The 15,969-nt window shown below is 66.6% G+C and carries 13 protein-coding genes; 7 read left to right on the plus strand and 6 right to left on the minus strand.

Going from position 1 to position 15,969, the window contains the following annotated elements; genetic code table 11:
* Positions 1–14: 14 nt before the first annotated feature.
* The 4 genes from AC5QAH_RS18545 (at position 15) to AC5QAH_RS18560 (ending at position 6,332) form a co-directional block, all read left to right on the plus strand.
* Entirely contained in the window at positions 15–2,687 is a 2,673-nt protein-coding gene (locus tag AC5QAH_RS18545) for a polysaccharide deacetylase family protein (protein WP_495232490.1), read from the plus strand.
* A gap of 3 nt (positions 2,688–2,690) precedes the next feature.
* Positions 2,691–4,040, plus strand: coding sequence for a tRNA uridine-5-carboxymethylaminomethyl(34) synthesis GTPase MnmE (mnmE, locus tag AC5QAH_RS18550; protein WP_010487439.1), 1,350 nt, complete (start codon positions 2,691–2,693; stop codon positions 4,038–4,040).
* Between the two features lie 154 nt (positions 4,041–4,194).
* Positions 4,195–5,112 (plus strand): BRCT domain-containing protein, encoded by a 918-nt coding sequence (locus AC5QAH_RS18555; protein WP_241874155.1) that lies wholly within the window; start codon positions 4,195–4,197, stop codon positions 5,110–5,112.
* Between the two features lie 104 nt (positions 5,113–5,216).
* Positions 5,217–6,332 carry a glycerophosphodiester phosphodiesterase gene (locus AC5QAH_RS18560; protein ID WP_100447235.1) on the plus strand — a complete coding sequence of 372 codons (1,116 nt, stop codon included), beginning with the start codon at positions 5,217–5,219 and terminating at the stop codon, positions 6,330–6,332.
* Between the two features lie 108 nt (positions 6,333–6,440).
* Here AC5QAH_RS18560 and AC5QAH_RS18565 read toward each other — a convergent pair whose 3' ends face one another.
* Together AC5QAH_RS18565 and AC5QAH_RS18570 are read right to left on the minus strand one after the other, a co-directional pair.
* Complete coding sequence (locus AC5QAH_RS18565; RefSeq protein WP_010487444.1) at positions 6,441–7,211, minus strand: rhomboid family intramembrane serine protease; 771 nt, start codon at positions 7,209–7,211, stop codon at positions 6,441–6,443.
* A gap of 106 nt (positions 7,212–7,317) precedes the next feature.
* Complete coding sequence (locus tag AC5QAH_RS18570; protein WP_010487446.1) at positions 7,318–8,280, minus strand: TerC family protein; 963 nt, start codon at positions 8,278–8,280, stop codon at positions 7,318–7,320.
* A 373-nt stretch (positions 8,281–8,653) separates the two neighbouring features.
* Here AC5QAH_RS18570 and AC5QAH_RS18575 point away from each other — a divergent pair, with 373 nt between their 5' ends.
* Entirely contained in the window at positions 8,654–9,823 is a 1,170-nt protein-coding gene (locus AC5QAH_RS18575; RefSeq protein ID WP_010487449.1) for a class I SAM-dependent rRNA methyltransferase, read from the plus strand.
* 138 nt (positions 9,824–9,961) lie between these two features.
* The gene (locus AC5QAH_RS18580; protein WP_019336826.1) at positions 9,962–11,197 is read left to right on the plus strand and encodes a dipeptidase; all 1,236 of its coding nucleotides are present in this window, start codon (positions 9,962–9,964) and stop codon (positions 11,195–11,197) included.
* A 55-nt stretch (positions 11,198–11,252) separates the two neighbouring features.
* Here the strand turns inward: AC5QAH_RS18580 and AC5QAH_RS18585 are convergent, their stop codons facing one another.
* Entirely contained in the window at positions 11,253–12,680 is a 1,428-nt protein-coding gene (locus tag AC5QAH_RS18585; protein ID WP_010487453.1) for an amino acid permease, read from the minus strand.
* 175 nt (positions 12,681–12,855) lie between these two features.
* Complete coding sequence (locus AC5QAH_RS18590) at positions 12,856–13,851, minus strand: aldo/keto reductase (RefSeq protein ID WP_109814690.1); 996 nt, start codon at positions 13,849–13,851, stop codon at positions 12,856–12,858.
* 121 nt (positions 13,852–13,972) lie between these two features.
* Here AC5QAH_RS18590 and AC5QAH_RS18595 point away from each other — a divergent pair, with 121 nt between their 5' ends.
* Positions 13,973–14,875, plus strand: a complete 903-nt coding sequence (locus tag AC5QAH_RS18595; RefSeq protein ID WP_433897203.1) for a LysR family transcriptional regulator — start codon at positions 13,973–13,975, stop codon at positions 14,873–14,875.
* Between the two features lie 23 nt (positions 14,876–14,898).
* On the opposite strand, the gene AC5QAH_RS18600 is transcribed toward AC5QAH_RS18595, so the two are convergent.
* Positions 14,899–15,333, minus strand: coding sequence for a hypothetical protein (locus tag AC5QAH_RS18600; RefSeq protein ID WP_433897202.1), 435 nt, complete (start codon positions 15,331–15,333; stop codon positions 14,899–14,901).
* Complete coding sequence (gene leuE, locus AC5QAH_RS18605) at positions 15,330–15,959, minus strand: leucine efflux protein LeuE (protein ID WP_313208644.1); 630 nt, start codon at positions 15,957–15,959, stop codon at positions 15,330–15,332. Before leuE ends, AC5QAH_RS18600 begins: the two co-directional genes overlap by 4 nt.
* Positions 15,960–15,969: the final 10 nt, after the last annotated feature.

The following is a 15,969-nucleotide window of genomic DNA, read 5'->3' on the forward strand; positions in this document are numbered from 1 at the left end:
CCATCGAGTCCGCCATGCCGCGTGCGTCGTCGTTCCGCCTGTTCCTGCCCTCGCTGTTGTTGACCCTGGTCGTTGCCGGTTGTGGCGATAAGGATGCGAAGGCACCGGCGACCACCGTCACCCAGCCCAGCGCGCAGGCCGCGGCCGCCGCCGATCCGGCCGCGGCGCCGGTGCTGGCCGCGCTGCAGAAGCAGCTCGATGGCTATCGCCGGATCGTCGTGCTGCTGGCCGATGAGGAACAGCAGACCGCGGCCGATCGCAGCACCTCCACCCGCATCGGCCAGCAGCTGTTCCACGACGGCCTGGAACAGCGCAGCGCCATTGCCGCGCAGTTCGACACGCTGCTGCGTGGTAGCAGCCCGCAGCGCTTCGCCACCCTCGGCACCGTGCTGGACTACATCGAGTCGGCGCCGGAGCTGTTCGACGCCGACCGCTTGGCCTTCCGAGAAGTGCTGCGCGATCTGCATGAGCGCGTCGGCGCCGATTCGTCGCTGCCGGCAGTGAAGCTGCACCAGCGCATCGGCGAAGACCTGGAGGCGCTGGACGAGATCGAGCGCAACTACAACCAGGAACTGACCCGCATCTTCAGCCGCTTCGAGCGCACCCGTGCCATCGAACTGAAGCGCGAGAAGTGGGACGACTACATCGCGCACCTGCACAAGGACTACAGCCGCGAAGCGATCCTGCGCGACTACGGGGTGATCGAGCCGTACCCGATGTCGATGAAGGACAGCGACCGCGAGATCTTCGGCCGCGACCTGCCGCCGAAGACGGTGGTGCTGACCTTCGACGATGGCCCGCACAAGGCCTATACCGATGAAGTGGTGGCCATCCTCAAGCGCTACGACGTACCGGCCGTGTTCTTCGAGGTCGGCCGCAACCTCGGCAAGGTCGAGACCGACGGCAAGGTCAGCCTCGGGCCGATGGCGAAGATCAGCCGCAACCTGATGGAAGAGGGCTACGCCGTCGGCAACCACAGCCTGACCCATGCGCAGCTGTCGCGTACCACCGGCGATGCGCTGCGCCAGCAGGTGCTGGACACCGACACGCTGCTGAAGGATGTCGACAGCAAGCGCGCGCCGCTGTTCCGCTTCCCCTATGGCGCGCGTAATGCCGAAGGCCTGCAGCTGCTCAACGAAGCCGGGTTGAAGTCGATCATGTGGAACATCGATTCGATGGACTGGGCCGACCCAGTGCCGGAATCGATCGTGCAGCGCGTGCTCGACCAGGTGAACAAGGAACAGCGCGGCATCATCCTGTTCCATGACATCCACGACCGTGCGGTGAAGGCGTTGCCGCAGATCCTCGACCGGCTGATCGCTGATGGCTACCAGTTCGCCGGGTGGAATGGCCGCGACTTCACCGTCGCCCGCGCGCGCAAGGGTGACACCAGCCCCGCCACCGTCACCACCGGCTACGAGAAGTCGTGGGCGATCGTGGTCGGCATCGACAACTACGCCAAGTGGCCAAAGCTGGAATACGCCAGCCACGATGCGCAGGCGGTGGCCGATACCCTGACCGGGCAGTTCGGCTTCCCGTCTTCGCAGGTGATCGTACTGAAGAACGAGCAGGCCACGCGCAACAACATCCTGGCCGCCTTCCACGACCGCCTGGCCGATGACCGCACCGGAAAGAACGACCGCGTGTTCGTGTTCTTTGCCGGCCACGGCGCCACCCGCCAACTCGCCTCCGGGCGTGACCTGGGCTACATCATTCCGGTCGATTCGGACCCGAAGGAGTTCGCCACCGACGCCATCGCAATGACCGACATCCAGAACATTGCCGAGAGCATGCAGGCCAAGCACGTGATGTTCGTGATGGATGCCTGCTACAGCGGCCTGGGCCTGACCCGTGGTGGCCCTTCGTCGTCGTCGTTCCTGCGCGAGAACGCTCGTCGCAGCGCACGGCAGATGCTGACCGCCGGCGGCGCCGACCAGCAGGTGGCCGATGCCGGCCCGAACGGCCACTCGGTGTTCACCTGGGTGCTGTTGCAGGCGCTGGCTGGCAAGGGCGATCTCAACGGCGATGGCCTGATCACCGGTACCGAACTGGCCGCCTACGTGGCGCCGGCCGTCTCAGCCGTTTCGCACCAGACCCCGGCCTTCGGCAGCCTGCCGGGTTCGCAGGGCGGCGAGTTCGTGTTCCAGGTGCCCGACAGCCAGGAATTCCTCAACGCCGATACGCGCCAGCTGACCGCCGATGCAATCGCACTGAACAACAAGGTTGAAGCCGCCAGCGAAGCCAAGGGCAGCCAGGCGCCGGTGACGGTGGCCGACCTGCAGGGCGGCAAGGCCAAGCTGGTGGTGCCCACCGCCGGCCCGGCCTCCGACCGCCAGCGCGCGCAGCAGGCCAATGACCGCGGCCTGCAGCTGTACCGCGAGAAGCAGTACGACGAAGCGGTAGCCCAGTTCACCGAGGCACTGAAGCTGCGTCCGGACTTCGCCCAGGCCGCCAACAACCTCGGCTTCGTCTACTACCGCCAGCAGCGCTATGCCGAAGCGGCGCGCTGGCTGGAGAACACACTGAAGATCGACCCCTCGCGCGCCGTGGCCTATCTCAACCTGGGCGATGCCTACTTCAACGCAGGCGACAAGGCGAAGGCGAAGCAGGCCTACACCACCTACCTGGCGCTGCAGCCGCAGGGCAGTGGTGCCGCGCAGGCACGGGCGCAGCTGGAGAAACTCTGAGCCATGAATGATGCAATCCGCGCCGATACCATCGTGGCCATCGCCAGTGCCCCCGGCGCGGGCGGTGTCGGCCTGCTGCGCCTGTCCGGTCCGCGCGCAGCGGCCATCGCCAACGCGTTGGGTGCGCCTGCACTGCGCCCGCGCCATGCGCACTACGCACGCCTGCGCGACGCCGATGGCGAGGTCATCGACGATGGCATCGTGCTGTGGTTCCCGGCACCGAACAGCTTCACCGGCGAAGAGGTGGTGGAACTGCAGGGCCACGGCAGTCCGGTCCTGCTGCAGCAACTGGTCGCGCGCTGCATCGCGCTCGGTGCGCGCCAGGCGCGGCCGGGCGAGTTCAGCGAACGCGCGTTCCTCAACGGCAAGCTCGACCTGGCCCAGGCCGAAGCCATCGCCGACCTGATCGCGGCCGGCGACAACCGCGCGGCGCGCGCGGCACGTCGCTCGCTGGACGGCGTGTTCTCGCGCCGCATCGACGCCGTGGTCGAGCAGCTGGTGCTGCTGCGCATCCATGTGGAAGCGGCCATCGACTTCGCCGACGAACCGCTGGATACCCTCGGCGGCGCGCAGGTGCGGCGTGGCCTGGAACAGGCGCGCAGCGACCTGGCCCTGCTGCGCCGCGACGCCGAACGTGGCCGCCGCCTGCGCGATGGCCTGCATGCCGTGCTGATCGGTCCGCCGAATGCCGGCAAGAGCTCACTGCTGAACGCACTGGCCGGCAGCGAACGCGCCATCGTTACCGACATCGCCGGCACCACCCGCGACACCCTGCGCGAGACCATCCGCCTGGATGGCCTGGAACTGACCCTGGTCGACACCGCCGGCCTGCGCGACGGCGGTGACGCCATCGAACGCGAAGGCATGCGCCGCGCCCATGTGGAGATCGAGCGCACCGACCTGGCCCTGATCGTGCTGGATGCGCGCGATCCGGCGGCGGGTGAAGCCGCGCTGGGCGAGGCCGTGGCAGCGGTGCCGCACAAGGTCTACATCCACAACAAATCGGATCTGCTCGATGTGCTGCCGGCGCTGGACGATCCGGACCGCGTGTTCGTCTCCGCTGCGACCGGTGCCGGCCTGGAGGATCTGCACGCGCGCCTGCGTTCGATCGCATCGGCCGGGGCAGGGGAGCAGGTGGATGGCGAGTTCTCGGCGCGCACGCGGCATGTGGATGCAATCGAGCGTGCGCAGGAACACGCGCAGCGCGCCGATGGCGAGCTGGCGCATGAGCACCTGGAACTGGCTGCTGAGGAACTACGGCTGGCGCATGACGCGCTGGGCGAGATCACCGGGCAGATGAGTGCCGATGACCTGCTTGGAAGGATCTTCTCCAGTTTCTGCATCGGCAAGTAACTGTAGAGCCGAGCCCATGCTCGGCTGCTTTAGGTCTCAGCAACTCGGGGTAAGATCCGCGAAGGGCCTCTGACCCCGTGAAATAACGTGATCAGCTCCAATACTCCGGAGTCTTGTCCGGTACGTCTTGAGTACCGGCGCCGACCGAGCTAGCGTGCAGGAAATTCAGGCAAAGGAATTGCGGATGCATCCGGACCATGTTTCCTACGTTCACTTCACAAGCCCGGCGCAGCTCACTCGTGCGTTGAACTCACTGGCGGGCATCATCGAAGGGATCTCCATTGACAGAGAGATCAACGCCGATGAGCGTCGCTTCTTGGCGCACTGGATCCAAGATCATTTGCATCAGCGCCAGCAGCATCCGTTCACTGAACTGATGCCTGTGCTCGAGCGCTCACTTGGCGAAGGTCGCATGGATGAAGATGCGGCGGAGGATCTGCGATGGTTGATCGACCGGATGTGCTCAAGTGATCGGGTCAATGCCACCACAGCAGATCTCCAGCGACTTCATGCCGTACTGGGCGGAATAATCGCTGATGGCCAGATTTCAGAGGCCGAGCTGCGTGGTCTTTCGGACTGGATGGATGAGCATTCCCATCTACAGGGATGCTGGCCGTACGACGAAATCGGACACCTCGTAGCCAAGGTACTGGCTGATGGTGTGGTGGATGCGCAGGAACAAGATCTGCTTCGCCAGTTCTTCAGCGAGTTCGTCGTCCTCGGCGATGACCGCACCTTGACCGATCCGTCGTTGCAGATCGCCGGTAGTCTGGTCGGGCTTTGTGCGGTGGCTCCCGAGATCCATTTCGAGGAGAGGGGATTCTGCTTTACGGGTGCATCGTCCCGAGGGTCGCGTGCCGATATCCAGGCGCTGGTAACGGCGCGAGGAGGGCGGGTGCACAGTGCACCTTCGAAAAAGGTTGACTACCTGGTGATTGGCGCTGAGGGAAACCCTTGCTGGAGCTACGCCTGCTACGGCCGCAAGGTGGAACGCGCAGTGGAACTGCGCAAGGAAGAACTGCGGATCATGATCGTTCACGAACGCGATTTCCATGACGCCTTGGTCGATTGAAGACGCGGGATCGGAGCCCCTTCGGGGATCCGATCCCAGGTCCCCCACCTGTCACATTGCCGCCGCATACTGACGCCCATCACATACCGCTTGGGGAAGTCGCAGTGAAGTCGTGGGGTTGTGCGTTGCTGTTGTCGCTGGCCGTGGCACCATCGGTGGCCATGAGTGCTGAATCCTCCACCCCGGCCGCGCACAAGGTGTCGGTCTACGGCCATCGCGGCGCAAGCGCGCTGTTGCCGGAGCACACCCTGGCGGCCTACGCCCAGGCGATCGCCGATGGCGCCGACTACATCGAACCGGACCTGGTGATGACGAAGGACGGGGTGATGGTGGCCCGCCACGAGAACGAGATCGGTGGCACCACCGACGTCGCCTCGCATCCGGAGTTCGCCAGCCGCCGCACCAGCAAGGTCATCGACGGGCAGAAGGTCGACGGCTGGTTCACCGAAGACTTCACCCTGGCCGAGCTGAAGACCCTGTACGCGCGCGAGCGCCTGCCGGAGCTGCGCAGCACCGCCTACGACGGCCAGTTCCGCATCGCCAGCCTGGACGAGATCCTGGCCTTCCTGGTCCAGCAGGCCGGCCGCGCCAACCGCGGCATCGGCCTGGTGCCGGAGATCAAGCACCCGACCTACTTCCAGTCGATCGGCCTGCCGATGGAAGACAAGCTGCTGGCCGCGCTGCGCGGCAACGCCTATACCAACGTCGGCCCGGTCACCATCCAGTCGTTCGAGACCGCCAACCTGCGTTACCTGCGCGGCAAGATCCCGCGTGGCAGCAACATCCGCCTGCTGCAGCTGCTGTGGAAGGGCGACACCCAGCCGGCCGACATCGCCAAGGCCGGTGGCACGCTGACCTACGCGCAGATGATGACGCCGGCCGGATTGAAGGATATCGCCAGCTACGCCGACAGCATCGGCCCGGAGCTGCGCTCGATCATTCCGCTGGATGACAAGGGCGCACTGGGCACGCCGACCACGCTGGTGCGCGATGCGCATGCGGTGGGCCTGATGGTGATTCCGTACACCTTCCGCCCGGAGAACCACTTCCAGGCCAGCAACCTGCGCAAGGGTGCCGACAACGCGCGCAATGCAGAGGGATCGATCGCCGAAATGCGTGCCTACCTGGCGACCGGCATCGATGCGTTCTTCACCGATGACCCGGCACTGGGCCGGCAGGCGGTGGATGGGATGGGTGCGGCCGGGAATGCGGCGAACTGACGGGCTCTGGTAGATGCCAACCTTGGTTGGCACACAACAACCGCGCCGACCAAGGTCGGCCACTACTGGGTCATGAGGTTGCCGGCCAGCGGCCGGCACTACCGTCACCTAGCTGCGCGGCTCGTCCGGCCGGCGGAACGGGATCACCACGTAGTCCTGGCCTTCGCGCGGCTGCCACAGCACCGGCACGCGCTGCGGTGACGGCGGCTCCAGCTCGTCGTCGGGCAGCGGTTCGATGTCTTCTTCCTCGTCTTCCCAGCTGTAGCGCGGGCGCGGCGGTAGCGGGTCGGCATTGCGGAACAGCAGCGCGGCGATGATGCCGGCGAAGGCGCCGCCCATGTGCGACTGCCAGGACACGCCGTCGGCGTGCGGCAGGATGGTCATCAGCATGCCGCCGTAGAACAGCATGCCGATCAGGCCGGTGGCAATCGCCGCGCGATCGCGGCGCAGCAGGCCCAGGCTGGCCAGCAGGAACATCAGGCCATGGGTCACGCCACTGGCGCCCAGGTGCACGCTGCCCGGATTGCCAAGCATCCACGCGCCGATGCCCGAGCCCAGCCACAGCAGGGGCAGCGCGCGAACGGTGGCTTTCGGGTAGACGCTGCCGGCCAGCGTGCCGAGGATCAGGATCGCAATGCTGTTGGCGACGATGTGCTCGACCGAGGCATGCAGCATCGGGCCGCCGATCAGGCCAAGCAGGCCCTTGGCTTCCAGCGGCGCGACCGCCCACGGTCGCCAGTCGAACGTGCCCTGCAGCGCGAACACGGCCACCAGCACCAGCACGGCGGCCAGGCTGGCATTGAACGCCCGCAGGATGCGCGAGCGGTCATTGCGGGGGGCCGGCACGTCGCCAGCGGGCAGGGGCGCGTTGTTGTTCATACCTCAGCAATGGCGGTGGTTGGCGCGAAACCAAGGCCACCGCGGCGGGAGAGTGGAAACGGCCGGCGGGACAATCCCACCGGCCGCGCCATCCAGCGGGTCGGGCTCAGGCCTGGCCTTCGCCTTCCTTCGGCGGGTACTTCAGGCTCAGCACCACGGTGGCGGCGATGATCACCGCCACCACGCCCAGCGACACCGGGGTCGGGATCTTGAACAGGTCGATGATCATCATCTTGATGCCGATGAAGCCCAGCACCAGTGCCAGGCCATACGGCAGCAGGTGGAAGCGGTCGGCCATGCCGGCCAGCAGGAAGAACATCGCACGCAGGCCCAGCACCGCGAACACGTTGGAGGTGAGCACGATGAACGGGTCGGTGGTGATCGCGAAGATCGCCGGGATGCTGTCCACCGCGAAGATCACGTCGGTGACCGCGATCAGGATCAGCACCGCGAACAGCGGGGTGAACCAGCGCACGCCATCACGCTTCACGCTCAGCGCGTTGCCCGCGTAGTCCGGCAGCAGGCGCAGGTGCTTGCGCATCCAGCGCAGGGCCGGGTTGGTCTCCAGGTCGGGCTCCTGGCCGGCGGCGAACCACATCTTCCAGCCGGTGAACAGCAGGAAGGCACCGAACACGTAGAGCAGCCAATGGAACTGGCTGATCAGCACACTACCGGCGAAGATCATGATCGTACGCAGCACGATCGCGCCCAGGATGCCGATGATCAGCACCTTCTGGCGCTGTTCCTCCGGCACCGCGAAGTAGCTCATGATCATCAGGAAGACAAAGATGTTGTCGACCGCCAGCGCCTTTTCGACCAGGTAGCCGGTCAGGAACTCGAGGCCGACCTTGTTGGCCACTACCTGGCCGGCAGTCTCATTCAGGTAGTACCAGAGGCCCGCATTGAACAGCAGGGCCAGCGCAACCCAGCCGATGGACCACCACAGGGCCTCCTTGAAGGTGACCTTGTGCGGTCCACCATGGCGCATCAACACGAGGTCGACCAGCAGGGCGATGACCACCACCGCTGCGAAGCCGCCCCACAACCACACGTTACCGATCGTCTGCATTGGGAATGTCCGTTGGAAAGATGAATGCCAGGCCGGACGGCGAGGATCTGCAACGGAGGATCGGGAGGGGGATCCAGGGACAGAGCTTCGCCAGTACGGCGAAGGTCTCGCTCGCAGTTCCAGTCGGCTGGAACTGCCGTTGCACCGGAGCCTGCGGGCTCGAAATGACGGCGACAACGTCTGGGAGCTACTCCCCTTCTGACGCCGATTCTGCGGCCTGGCCGGGCCGCCGTCAAATGCCCCTGCACTGGGGTCGAGTCCCCAACCGGGCTCCGCACCCCCGCTCTGGTAGATGCCAACCTTGGTTGGCATACCGGCCGGGGGCAGAGCCCCTACGGGAATCTGACCCCGGCGCCCGGTTTACAATAGGTGGATGAATACCCCCCTTCCGATTGTCCGCCTCAAGAATGCGTGGCGTTCCAGCCACCCGTGGATCTTCCAGAAACTGGTCGAGAAGCCGACCGTCCGGCCCAAGCCCGGTTCCATCGTCGACGTGGTCGGCATCGATGGTGAGTTCATTGGCCGCGGGTTCTACAACGGGCACTCGCGCATCGCCGTGCGCATCCTCGAAACCGATCAGAACGTGCCGGTCGATGCCGGCTGGTTCTCGCGCAAGATCGCCCAGGCGGTGTCGCTGCGCCGTGAGGTGCTCAAGCTCGATGCGGTCTCCGATGCCTGGCGCGTGGTGCACAGCGAAGGCGACGGCCTGTCCGGCCTGGTGGTCGATCGCTATGGCGATCTGGTGGTGGTCGAGTTCTTCGCCGCCGGCATGTTCCGCCATCGCGAGTGGATCTACGACGCCCTGCGCGAGCAGTTCCCGGGTTGCCGCTTCCACAGCTTCGCCGACGAGCACGTGCAGAAGCAGGAAAGTTTCGACTTCCACGGCAACACCACCACCGAAGCGTCGGTGATCACCGAGTACGGCATCAAGTTCCGCGCCGACCCGGCCGGTGCGCACAAGACCGGTTTCTTTGCCGACCAGCGCGAGAACCGCGAATGGCTGAGCCAGCAGGTGGAAGGCAAGAGCGTGCTGGACCTGTGCTGCAACACCGGCGGTTTCGCCGTGTATGCGGCGGCGCGTGGCGCTTCGGAAGTGGTCGGCATCGACATCGATGAAGACGTCATCCAGATCGCCAAGGGCAATTCGCGCCTGAACAACGTGCGCCCGAAGTTCGTCCAGTCCGACATCTTCCCGTGGCTGCGCGATGCCGCCAACCGCGGCGAGCAGTACGACGTGGTGATCCTGGACCCGGCGAAGATGACCCGCGACCGCGACCAGGTCATCACCGCGCTGAAGAAGTACCTGGACATGAACAAGCTGGCGCTGGGCGTGGTGAAGCCGGGCGGCCTGTTCGCCACGTTCTCGTGCACCGGCCTGGTGGCCGAGGACCAGTTCCTCGACATGCTGCGCCGCGCGGCCTACTTCTCTGGCCGCACGATCCAGATCCTGAAGGTCGCTGGTGCGGGTCCGGACCATCCGTTCATGGCCCACGTGCAGGAATCGCGCTACCTGAAGGCTGTGTTCTGCCGCGTGGTGGATTGACCGCGGGACGCTGTAGAGCCGAGCCCATGCTCGGCTGATCTGCCTGACAGCCTCAAGATCCGCCGGGCGTGGCCCGGCGCTACCCAATGCGCGGCCGCAGCGCTATGGTCGGGCTCTTCCCATTGCCGGTGAGAGCCCATGCCATCGTTGCGCCACCTGTCCGTCGTGCTTGCCCTGGCGCTCTGCGCGCCGCTGTCGGCTCATGCCATCGAGTTCAGCGCACAGGAACTGGCCCGCGCCAAGGCCCTGCAGCAGCGCCTGGTCACCCTCGACAGCCATCTGGATACGCCGGCCAATTTCGGCCGCAGCGGCTTCGACATCGAGCAGCGCCACGACCGCAACGCGCTCTCGCAGGTGGACTACCCGCGCATGGTCGAAGGCGCGCTGGACGGCGGTTTCTGGGCGATCTACACCGACCAGGGCGACCGCACCGCCGCCGCCCATCTGGCCGAGCGTGACCACGGCCTGCAGCGGCTGCTGGAGATCCGCGAAATGCTGGCCGCCAATCCCGAGCGTTTCGCGCTGGCATTGACCGCCGATGACGCGGCGCGGATCAAGGCTGCCGGCAAGCGCGTGGTCTACATCAGCATGGAAAATGCCAGCCCGCTGGTTGCCGATTCCAGCCTGCTCTCGTTCTACCACCGCGCCGGCCTGCGCCTGCTCAGCACCGTGCATTTCGCCAACAACGAGTTCGCCGATTCGGCCACCGACCCCAAGGGCGCGGAATGGAAAGGACTTAGCCCGGCCGGCAAGGAGCTGGTGCGGCAGGCGGTGAAGCTGGGCATCGTGATCGACCAGTCACATGCGTCGGACGCGGTGTTCGATGACCTGCTGGCAATGATGCCGGTACCGTTCGTGCTGTCGCACAGCTCGGCCAAGGCGGTCTACGACCACCCGCGCAATCTCGACGACGCGCGCCTGCGCAAGCTGGCCAAGGCCGGCGGCGTGATCCAGGTGAATGCCTATGGCGGTTACCTGATCGACACCGCAAAGACGCCCGAGCGCAAGCAGGCCGAGGAAGCGCTGAGCAAACAGCTGGGTGGCTGGGAAGGCATGGGCATCGAGCAGGGCGTTGCCCTGCTGAAGGCCGAGCAGGCGCTGGACCACGAGCATCCAGTGCGCCATGCCAGCCTGGACGATTTCTTCGCCCACTTCGAGCACATCCTCAAGGTGGTCGGCCCCGAGCACGTGGGCATTGGCCTGGACTGGGATGGCGGCGGTGGCCTGAGTGACCTGCCCGATGTCAGCCAGCTGCCGAAGATCACCGCGTGGCTGCTGCGCAAGGGCTATACCGAGAAGCAGATTGCCGGCATCTGGGGCGGCAACCTGCTGCGGGTGATGCGCCAGGCGCAGGAGTACGCCGCTGCTCCGTAGAGTCGAGTGGTGCTCGACTCTACAGAGGGGCGCCGGGCCATGCCCGGCGGCGCCCTTATTTCGCGATCAACGCATGGCGACGGCTGTACAGGAAGTACAGCACCAGGCCGGCCACGTTCCACAGCAGGAAGTACAGCTGGGTGGTATGCGGCAGGCTGATGAACAGGTAGATGCAGCCCAGCGCGGCCAGCGGGCCGACCACGAAGGCCAGCGGCGTACGGAACGTGCGTTCGCGGTTGGGCTCGCGCAGGCGCAGCACCACCAGGCAGATGCCTACCGCAGTGAACGCGGCCAGGGTACCGGCGTTGGCCAGTGCGGCGATCTCGTCCAGGCGGGCGACACCGGCCAGCGCCGACACCACCACCGCAGTGAACAGCGTGGTCGCCACCGGCGTGCCGGTACGTGCGTTCACCTTGGACAGGCGACGCGGCAGCAGGCCATCGCGGCTCATCACGAAGAAGATGCGGCTCTGGCCGTACAGGAAGGCCAACAGCACGGTCGGCAGGGCGATGATCGCAATCACGCCGATCACCATCGCCGCGGTCGGATGGCCCAGCTGGCGCATGATCAGGGCCAGCGGCTCGGCGCTGTGGCCGAACACCGCGTAGCTCATCGCACCCACGGCGGCCAGCGCCACCAGCACGTAGACGATGGTGCAGCCGATCATCGAACCGATGATGCCGATCGACAGGTCGCGGCCCGGGTTCTTGGTTTCCTCGGCGGCGGTGGAGATCGCATCGAAGCCGTAGAAGGCGAAGAAGATGATGGCCGCTGCCGCCATCACGCCGTGCTCGACGCCATCAGGGCCCATCGACTTGGCGAAACCGTAGGGCATGAACGGCTGCAGGTTGGCGCTGTCGAACGCAGGCAGGGCCACGGCCACGAAGATGGCCAGCGCGATCAGCTTGAACACCACCAGGATGGCGTTGAGCGTCGCGCTCTCCTTGGTGCCGGCCATCAGCATGCCGGCCACCAGCCAGGTGATGATGATCGCCGGCAGATTGATCATGCCGCCTTCCACATGCGGGCCGGCCGCCAGCCAGGCCGGCAGGTGCACGTTCCAGCCGAACTGGGTATGGACCCATTCGAGGAAGCCGACGAAGTAGCCGGACCAGCCCACCGCCACCGTACTCACCACCAGCGAGTACTCCAGGATCAGGCTCCAGCCCACCACCCAGGCAAACACCTCGCCCAGCGCGCTGTAGCTGTAGGTGTAGGCACTGCCGGCGGCCGGCATCATCGTCGACAGCTCGGCGTAGGACAGCGCCGCACAGGCGCAGACCGCACCGGCGATGGCGAAGGAGATCAGCACGGCCGGGCCGGCCAGGTTGGCACCCACGCCGATCAGCGTATAGATGCCGGTACCGACGATGGCGCCGATGCCCAGCGCGATCAGGTGCGGCCAGCTGAGCGTGGGGATCAGGCGCCTGCCGGCTTCGTGGACGGTGACGGAATCTAGGGACTTGCGCCGGAACAGGGACATGCAGGCCTCGGAAGGGGTGACTAAGAACGACAAGTTCCCGAGTGTGACCGAACGCAGCGCAGCATTACCACTGACGGGGGTCATGCATAGCGGGGCGCGCGCTGCGCCCCGGCCAGGCTGCCGGAATCGGCACAATCCGGCGGCAGCCACCGGTGTGCAATGGTCCCGGCCGCTGCTACGACTGGATGTTAGCCATGCCGCTGACCGAATAGCGCTCACCGGCCGCGGCATGCGGCGGGAAGGCCGCATCCAGTGCGTCCAGCGTGGCCGCATCCAGTTCCACCTGCAGCGCACCGAGGTTCTCGTCCAGCCGTACCCGCCGCGTCGTGCCCGGAATCGGCACGATGTGCTCGCCGCGCGACAGCACCCAGGCCAGCGCCAGCTGCGAGGCGGCGATGCCGCGCTCGGCGGCCAGCGTCTGTACGGTGTCCACCAGTGCAAGGTTGCGCTGGAAGTTTTCGCCTTCGAAGCGGGGCGAGGTGCGCCGGTAATCGTCGGCGTCGAAGTCGTCCGGGCTGCGGATGGCGCCGGTCAGGAAGCCACGGCCCAGCGGCGAATACGGCACGAAGCCGATGCCCAGTTCCGCCGTGGTGGCCAGCACTCCGTTCTGCTCCGGATCGCGCGACCACAGCGAGTACTCGCTCTGCACCGCCGTGATCGGGTGGACCGCATGGGCACGGCGGAGGGTGGCCGCCGAGGCCTCGGACAGGCCCAGCCAGCGCACCTTGCCCTGTTCCACCAGGCGTGCCATCGCACCTACGGTGTCCTCAATCGGCACGGTCGGGTCGACGCGGTGCTGGTAGTACAGGTCGATGTGGTCCACGCCCAGGCGGCGCAGGCTGGCCTCGCAGGCGGCCTGCACATAGTCCGGGTGGCCGTTGACCGGCCGCCCCTTCGGGTCGGTCGGGTCCAGGCCGATACCGAACTTGCTGGCCAGGAACACCTGGTTGCGGTGGCCGGCAATCGCGCGGCCGACCAGCACCTCGTTGGTGTGCGGGCCATACACATCGGCGGTGTCGAGCAGGGTCACGCCCCGGTCCAGCGCGTGCCGGATGACGGCAATGCCGTCATCGTCACTGCCGCGGCCGCCGTAGTAGGCGCTCATGCCCATGCAGCCCAGGCCGAGGGTGGACACGGTGGGGCCGGCGCGGCCGAGAGTACGGGTCTTCATGCGGATCTCCTTGGGGAAGGCGCCACGCCTGGATGGGCAGTGACGAGGGGCACAGCATCCTCCACGTCATCATGTGGATAAACTGCGTGCCACCGGACTTACCTTGAAGACTGGCTTCACAATGGATGCCTCCGTCCCCCTCACCGCTGTGGTCGCCTTCGTCCACGTGGCCGAGCACGCCAGCTTTACCCGCGCCGCCGATGCCCTGGGCGTGTCGACCTCGGCGCTGTCACAGAGCGTGCGCGCGCTGGAAGCGCGGATGGGCGTGCGCCTGCTGCAGCGGACCACACGGCGGGTCAGCCTGACCGAACACGGCGCGCGCTTCCTGCAGCGCGTGCGCGGCGGCCTGGATCAGATCGACCAGGCCTTTGCCGAACTGGACAGCGCGCGCTCGGTGCCTGCCGGGCGGCTGCGTGTGACCCTGCCGCGCATCGTCGCCGATCGCATGGTCCTGCCGCGGCTGCCCGATTTCCTTGCGCGCTACCCGCAGGTGCAGGTGGAACTGTGCGTCGACCCGGCGCTGACCGATCTGGTGGCCGAGGGCTTCGACGCCGGCATCCGCCTCGGCGAATCACTCGCACAGGGCATGATCGCGGTGCCGGTCGGGCCACCTGAGCGCCAGGTGGTGGTGGCCACGCCGGCCTATTTCGAACGCCATGGCGTGCCGCAGACCCCGCATGACCTGCAGCGCCACGCCTGCATCGTGCACCGCCTGGCCAATGGCCGGCTGATGCCCTGGGAGTTCAGCCGCGAAGGCCACGACCTGGACGTGGAAGTGAGCGGGCGGCTGGTGTTCAACGATGCCGGTGTCGCCCATCACGCTGTGCTGGCGGGGCTGGGCATGGCCCAAGGCTTCGCTTCGCTGATGGCCGACGACATCGCCGCTGGGCGACTGCAGAGTGTGTTGCAGGACTGGCAGCCGCCGTTCCCCGGGTTCCACCTGTACTACCCCGCGCGCGAGCAGATGGCGCCCAAGCTGCGGGTGTTCATCGATCACCTGCGCGCGGAGATGCAGGACCGGTAGATGCCAACCTTGGTTGGCATGCTTCAATCGACCACGCGCGCCGCTACGCCTCCCGGCCAATGGCAGCCATCCTCGTGCCACGCCTCGACGTCCTCGTTGAACTCGGTACGTCGCCCGTCGCGGGCGCGCTCGTAGCTGAAACCGTAGACGTGCGCGCCCTGGGTGCTCAGGTAGTAGCGCCCATTGAGGCGGCCACCGATGCGTTCTTCCCAGACGCTGTCGAACTGGTATGGGCGGTCTTCGTCCAGCACCGTCGTTTCCTGCGACACCTGTTGCACCTGCAGGCGGCCGCGCTGCCCAGCGTACTGCACGTCGGCGCTGCCATCGTCCAGCCAGCGCCACAGCAGGTGGATGCCGTCGTTGCGGCCCCCGGTGAGGCAGCGATGGTGCTGCGCGCTGGCCGCTGCGGTGTCGGCCAGCAGACCGATGAACCCCACCACCAGCAGCCACCGGATCATCCGTTCAGCCCCAACCGGATGCCGAAGCCCACCAGGAACAGGCCGGCCACGCGGCGCAATGCATCACTGACGCGTGGATGCTGGATCAACCGGCGACGGGCCAGGTTGCCCACGCCGATCAGCATCGAGCAGTAGGCGATGCTGACCACCAGGATGATGCCGGCCAGTGCCGCGAAGGTGGCGATGCCCTGGTGTGCCTTCGGGTCGATGAACAGCGGCAGGAAGGCCATGTAGAACAGGATCGCCTTCGGGTTGAGCAGGCTGACCAGGATCGCCTGCTGGAAGTAGCGGCCCGGCTGCATGCGGATCGGGCCGGCGTCATCACCCTCGTGCTTCGGCGTGCGCAGCAGGCTGATCCCCACCCACACCAGGTAGGCCGCACCCAGGTACTGCACGGCGTGGAACACCAGCGGGTTGGCCTTCAGCAATGCGGCCACACCGGCCAGCGCCAGCCACATCAGGATCTGGTCGCCGACCAGCAGGCCGGCCAGCGCGGTGTAGCCGCCACGCACGCCGCCACGGCCGGTGGCGGTCAGCAGGGTGAAGGTGCCGGGGCCGGGCAGGGCGAGAAACACCAGCACAGCGACCAGAAACGTCCACAGGTCCTGGATGCCCATCCACGGCATGGCAGTGTTC

The sequence above is a fragment of the Stenotrophomonas sp. YJH_SMC_43 genome, from assembly GCF_059372535.1.

Bases quoted from the DNA above. Each gene is read 5' to 3' on its own strand.
- AC5QAH_RS18595 (WP_433897203.1), top strand. From the start codon at position 13,973: ATGGATGCCTCCGTCCCCCTCACCGCTGTGGTCGCCTTCGTCCACGTG.
- AC5QAH_RS18600 (WP_433897202.1), bottom strand. From the start codon at position 15,333: ATGATCCGGTGGCTGCTGGTGGTGGGGTTCATCGGTCTGCTGGCCGAC.
- AC5QAH_RS18565 (WP_010487444.1), bottom strand. From the start codon at position 7,211: ATGAACAACAACGCGCCCCTGCCCGCTGGCGACGTGCCGGCCCCCCGC.
- AC5QAH_RS18575 (WP_010487449.1), top strand. From the start codon at position 8,654: ATGAATACCCCCCTTCCGATTGTCCGCCTCAAGAATGCGTGGCGTTCC.
- leuE (WP_313208644.1), bottom strand. From the start codon at position 15,959: ATGCCGTGGATGGGCATCCAGGACCTGTGGACGTTTCTGGTCGCTGTG.
- mnmE (WP_010487439.1), top strand. From the start codon at position 2,691: ATGAATGATGCAATCCGCGCCGATACCATCGTGGCCATCGCCAGTGCC.
- AC5QAH_RS18570 (WP_010487446.1), bottom strand. From the start codon at position 8,280: ATGCAGACGATCGGTAACGTGTGGTTGTGGGGCGGCTTCGCAGCGGTG.
- AC5QAH_RS18590 (WP_109814690.1), bottom strand. From the start codon at position 13,851: ATGAAGACCCGTACTCTCGGCCGCGCCGGCCCCACCGTGTCCACCCTC.
- AC5QAH_RS18580 (WP_019336826.1), top strand. From the start codon at position 9,962: ATGCCATCGTTGCGCCACCTGTCCGTCGTGCTTGCCCTGGCGCTCTGC.
- AC5QAH_RS18545 (WP_495232490.1), top strand. From the start codon at position 15: ATGCCGCGTGCGTCGTCGTTCCGCCTGTTCCTGCCCTCGCTGTTGTTG.
- AC5QAH_RS18585 (WP_010487453.1), bottom strand. From the start codon at position 12,680: ATGTCCCTGTTCCGGCGCAAGTCCCTAGATTCCGTCACCGTCCACGAA.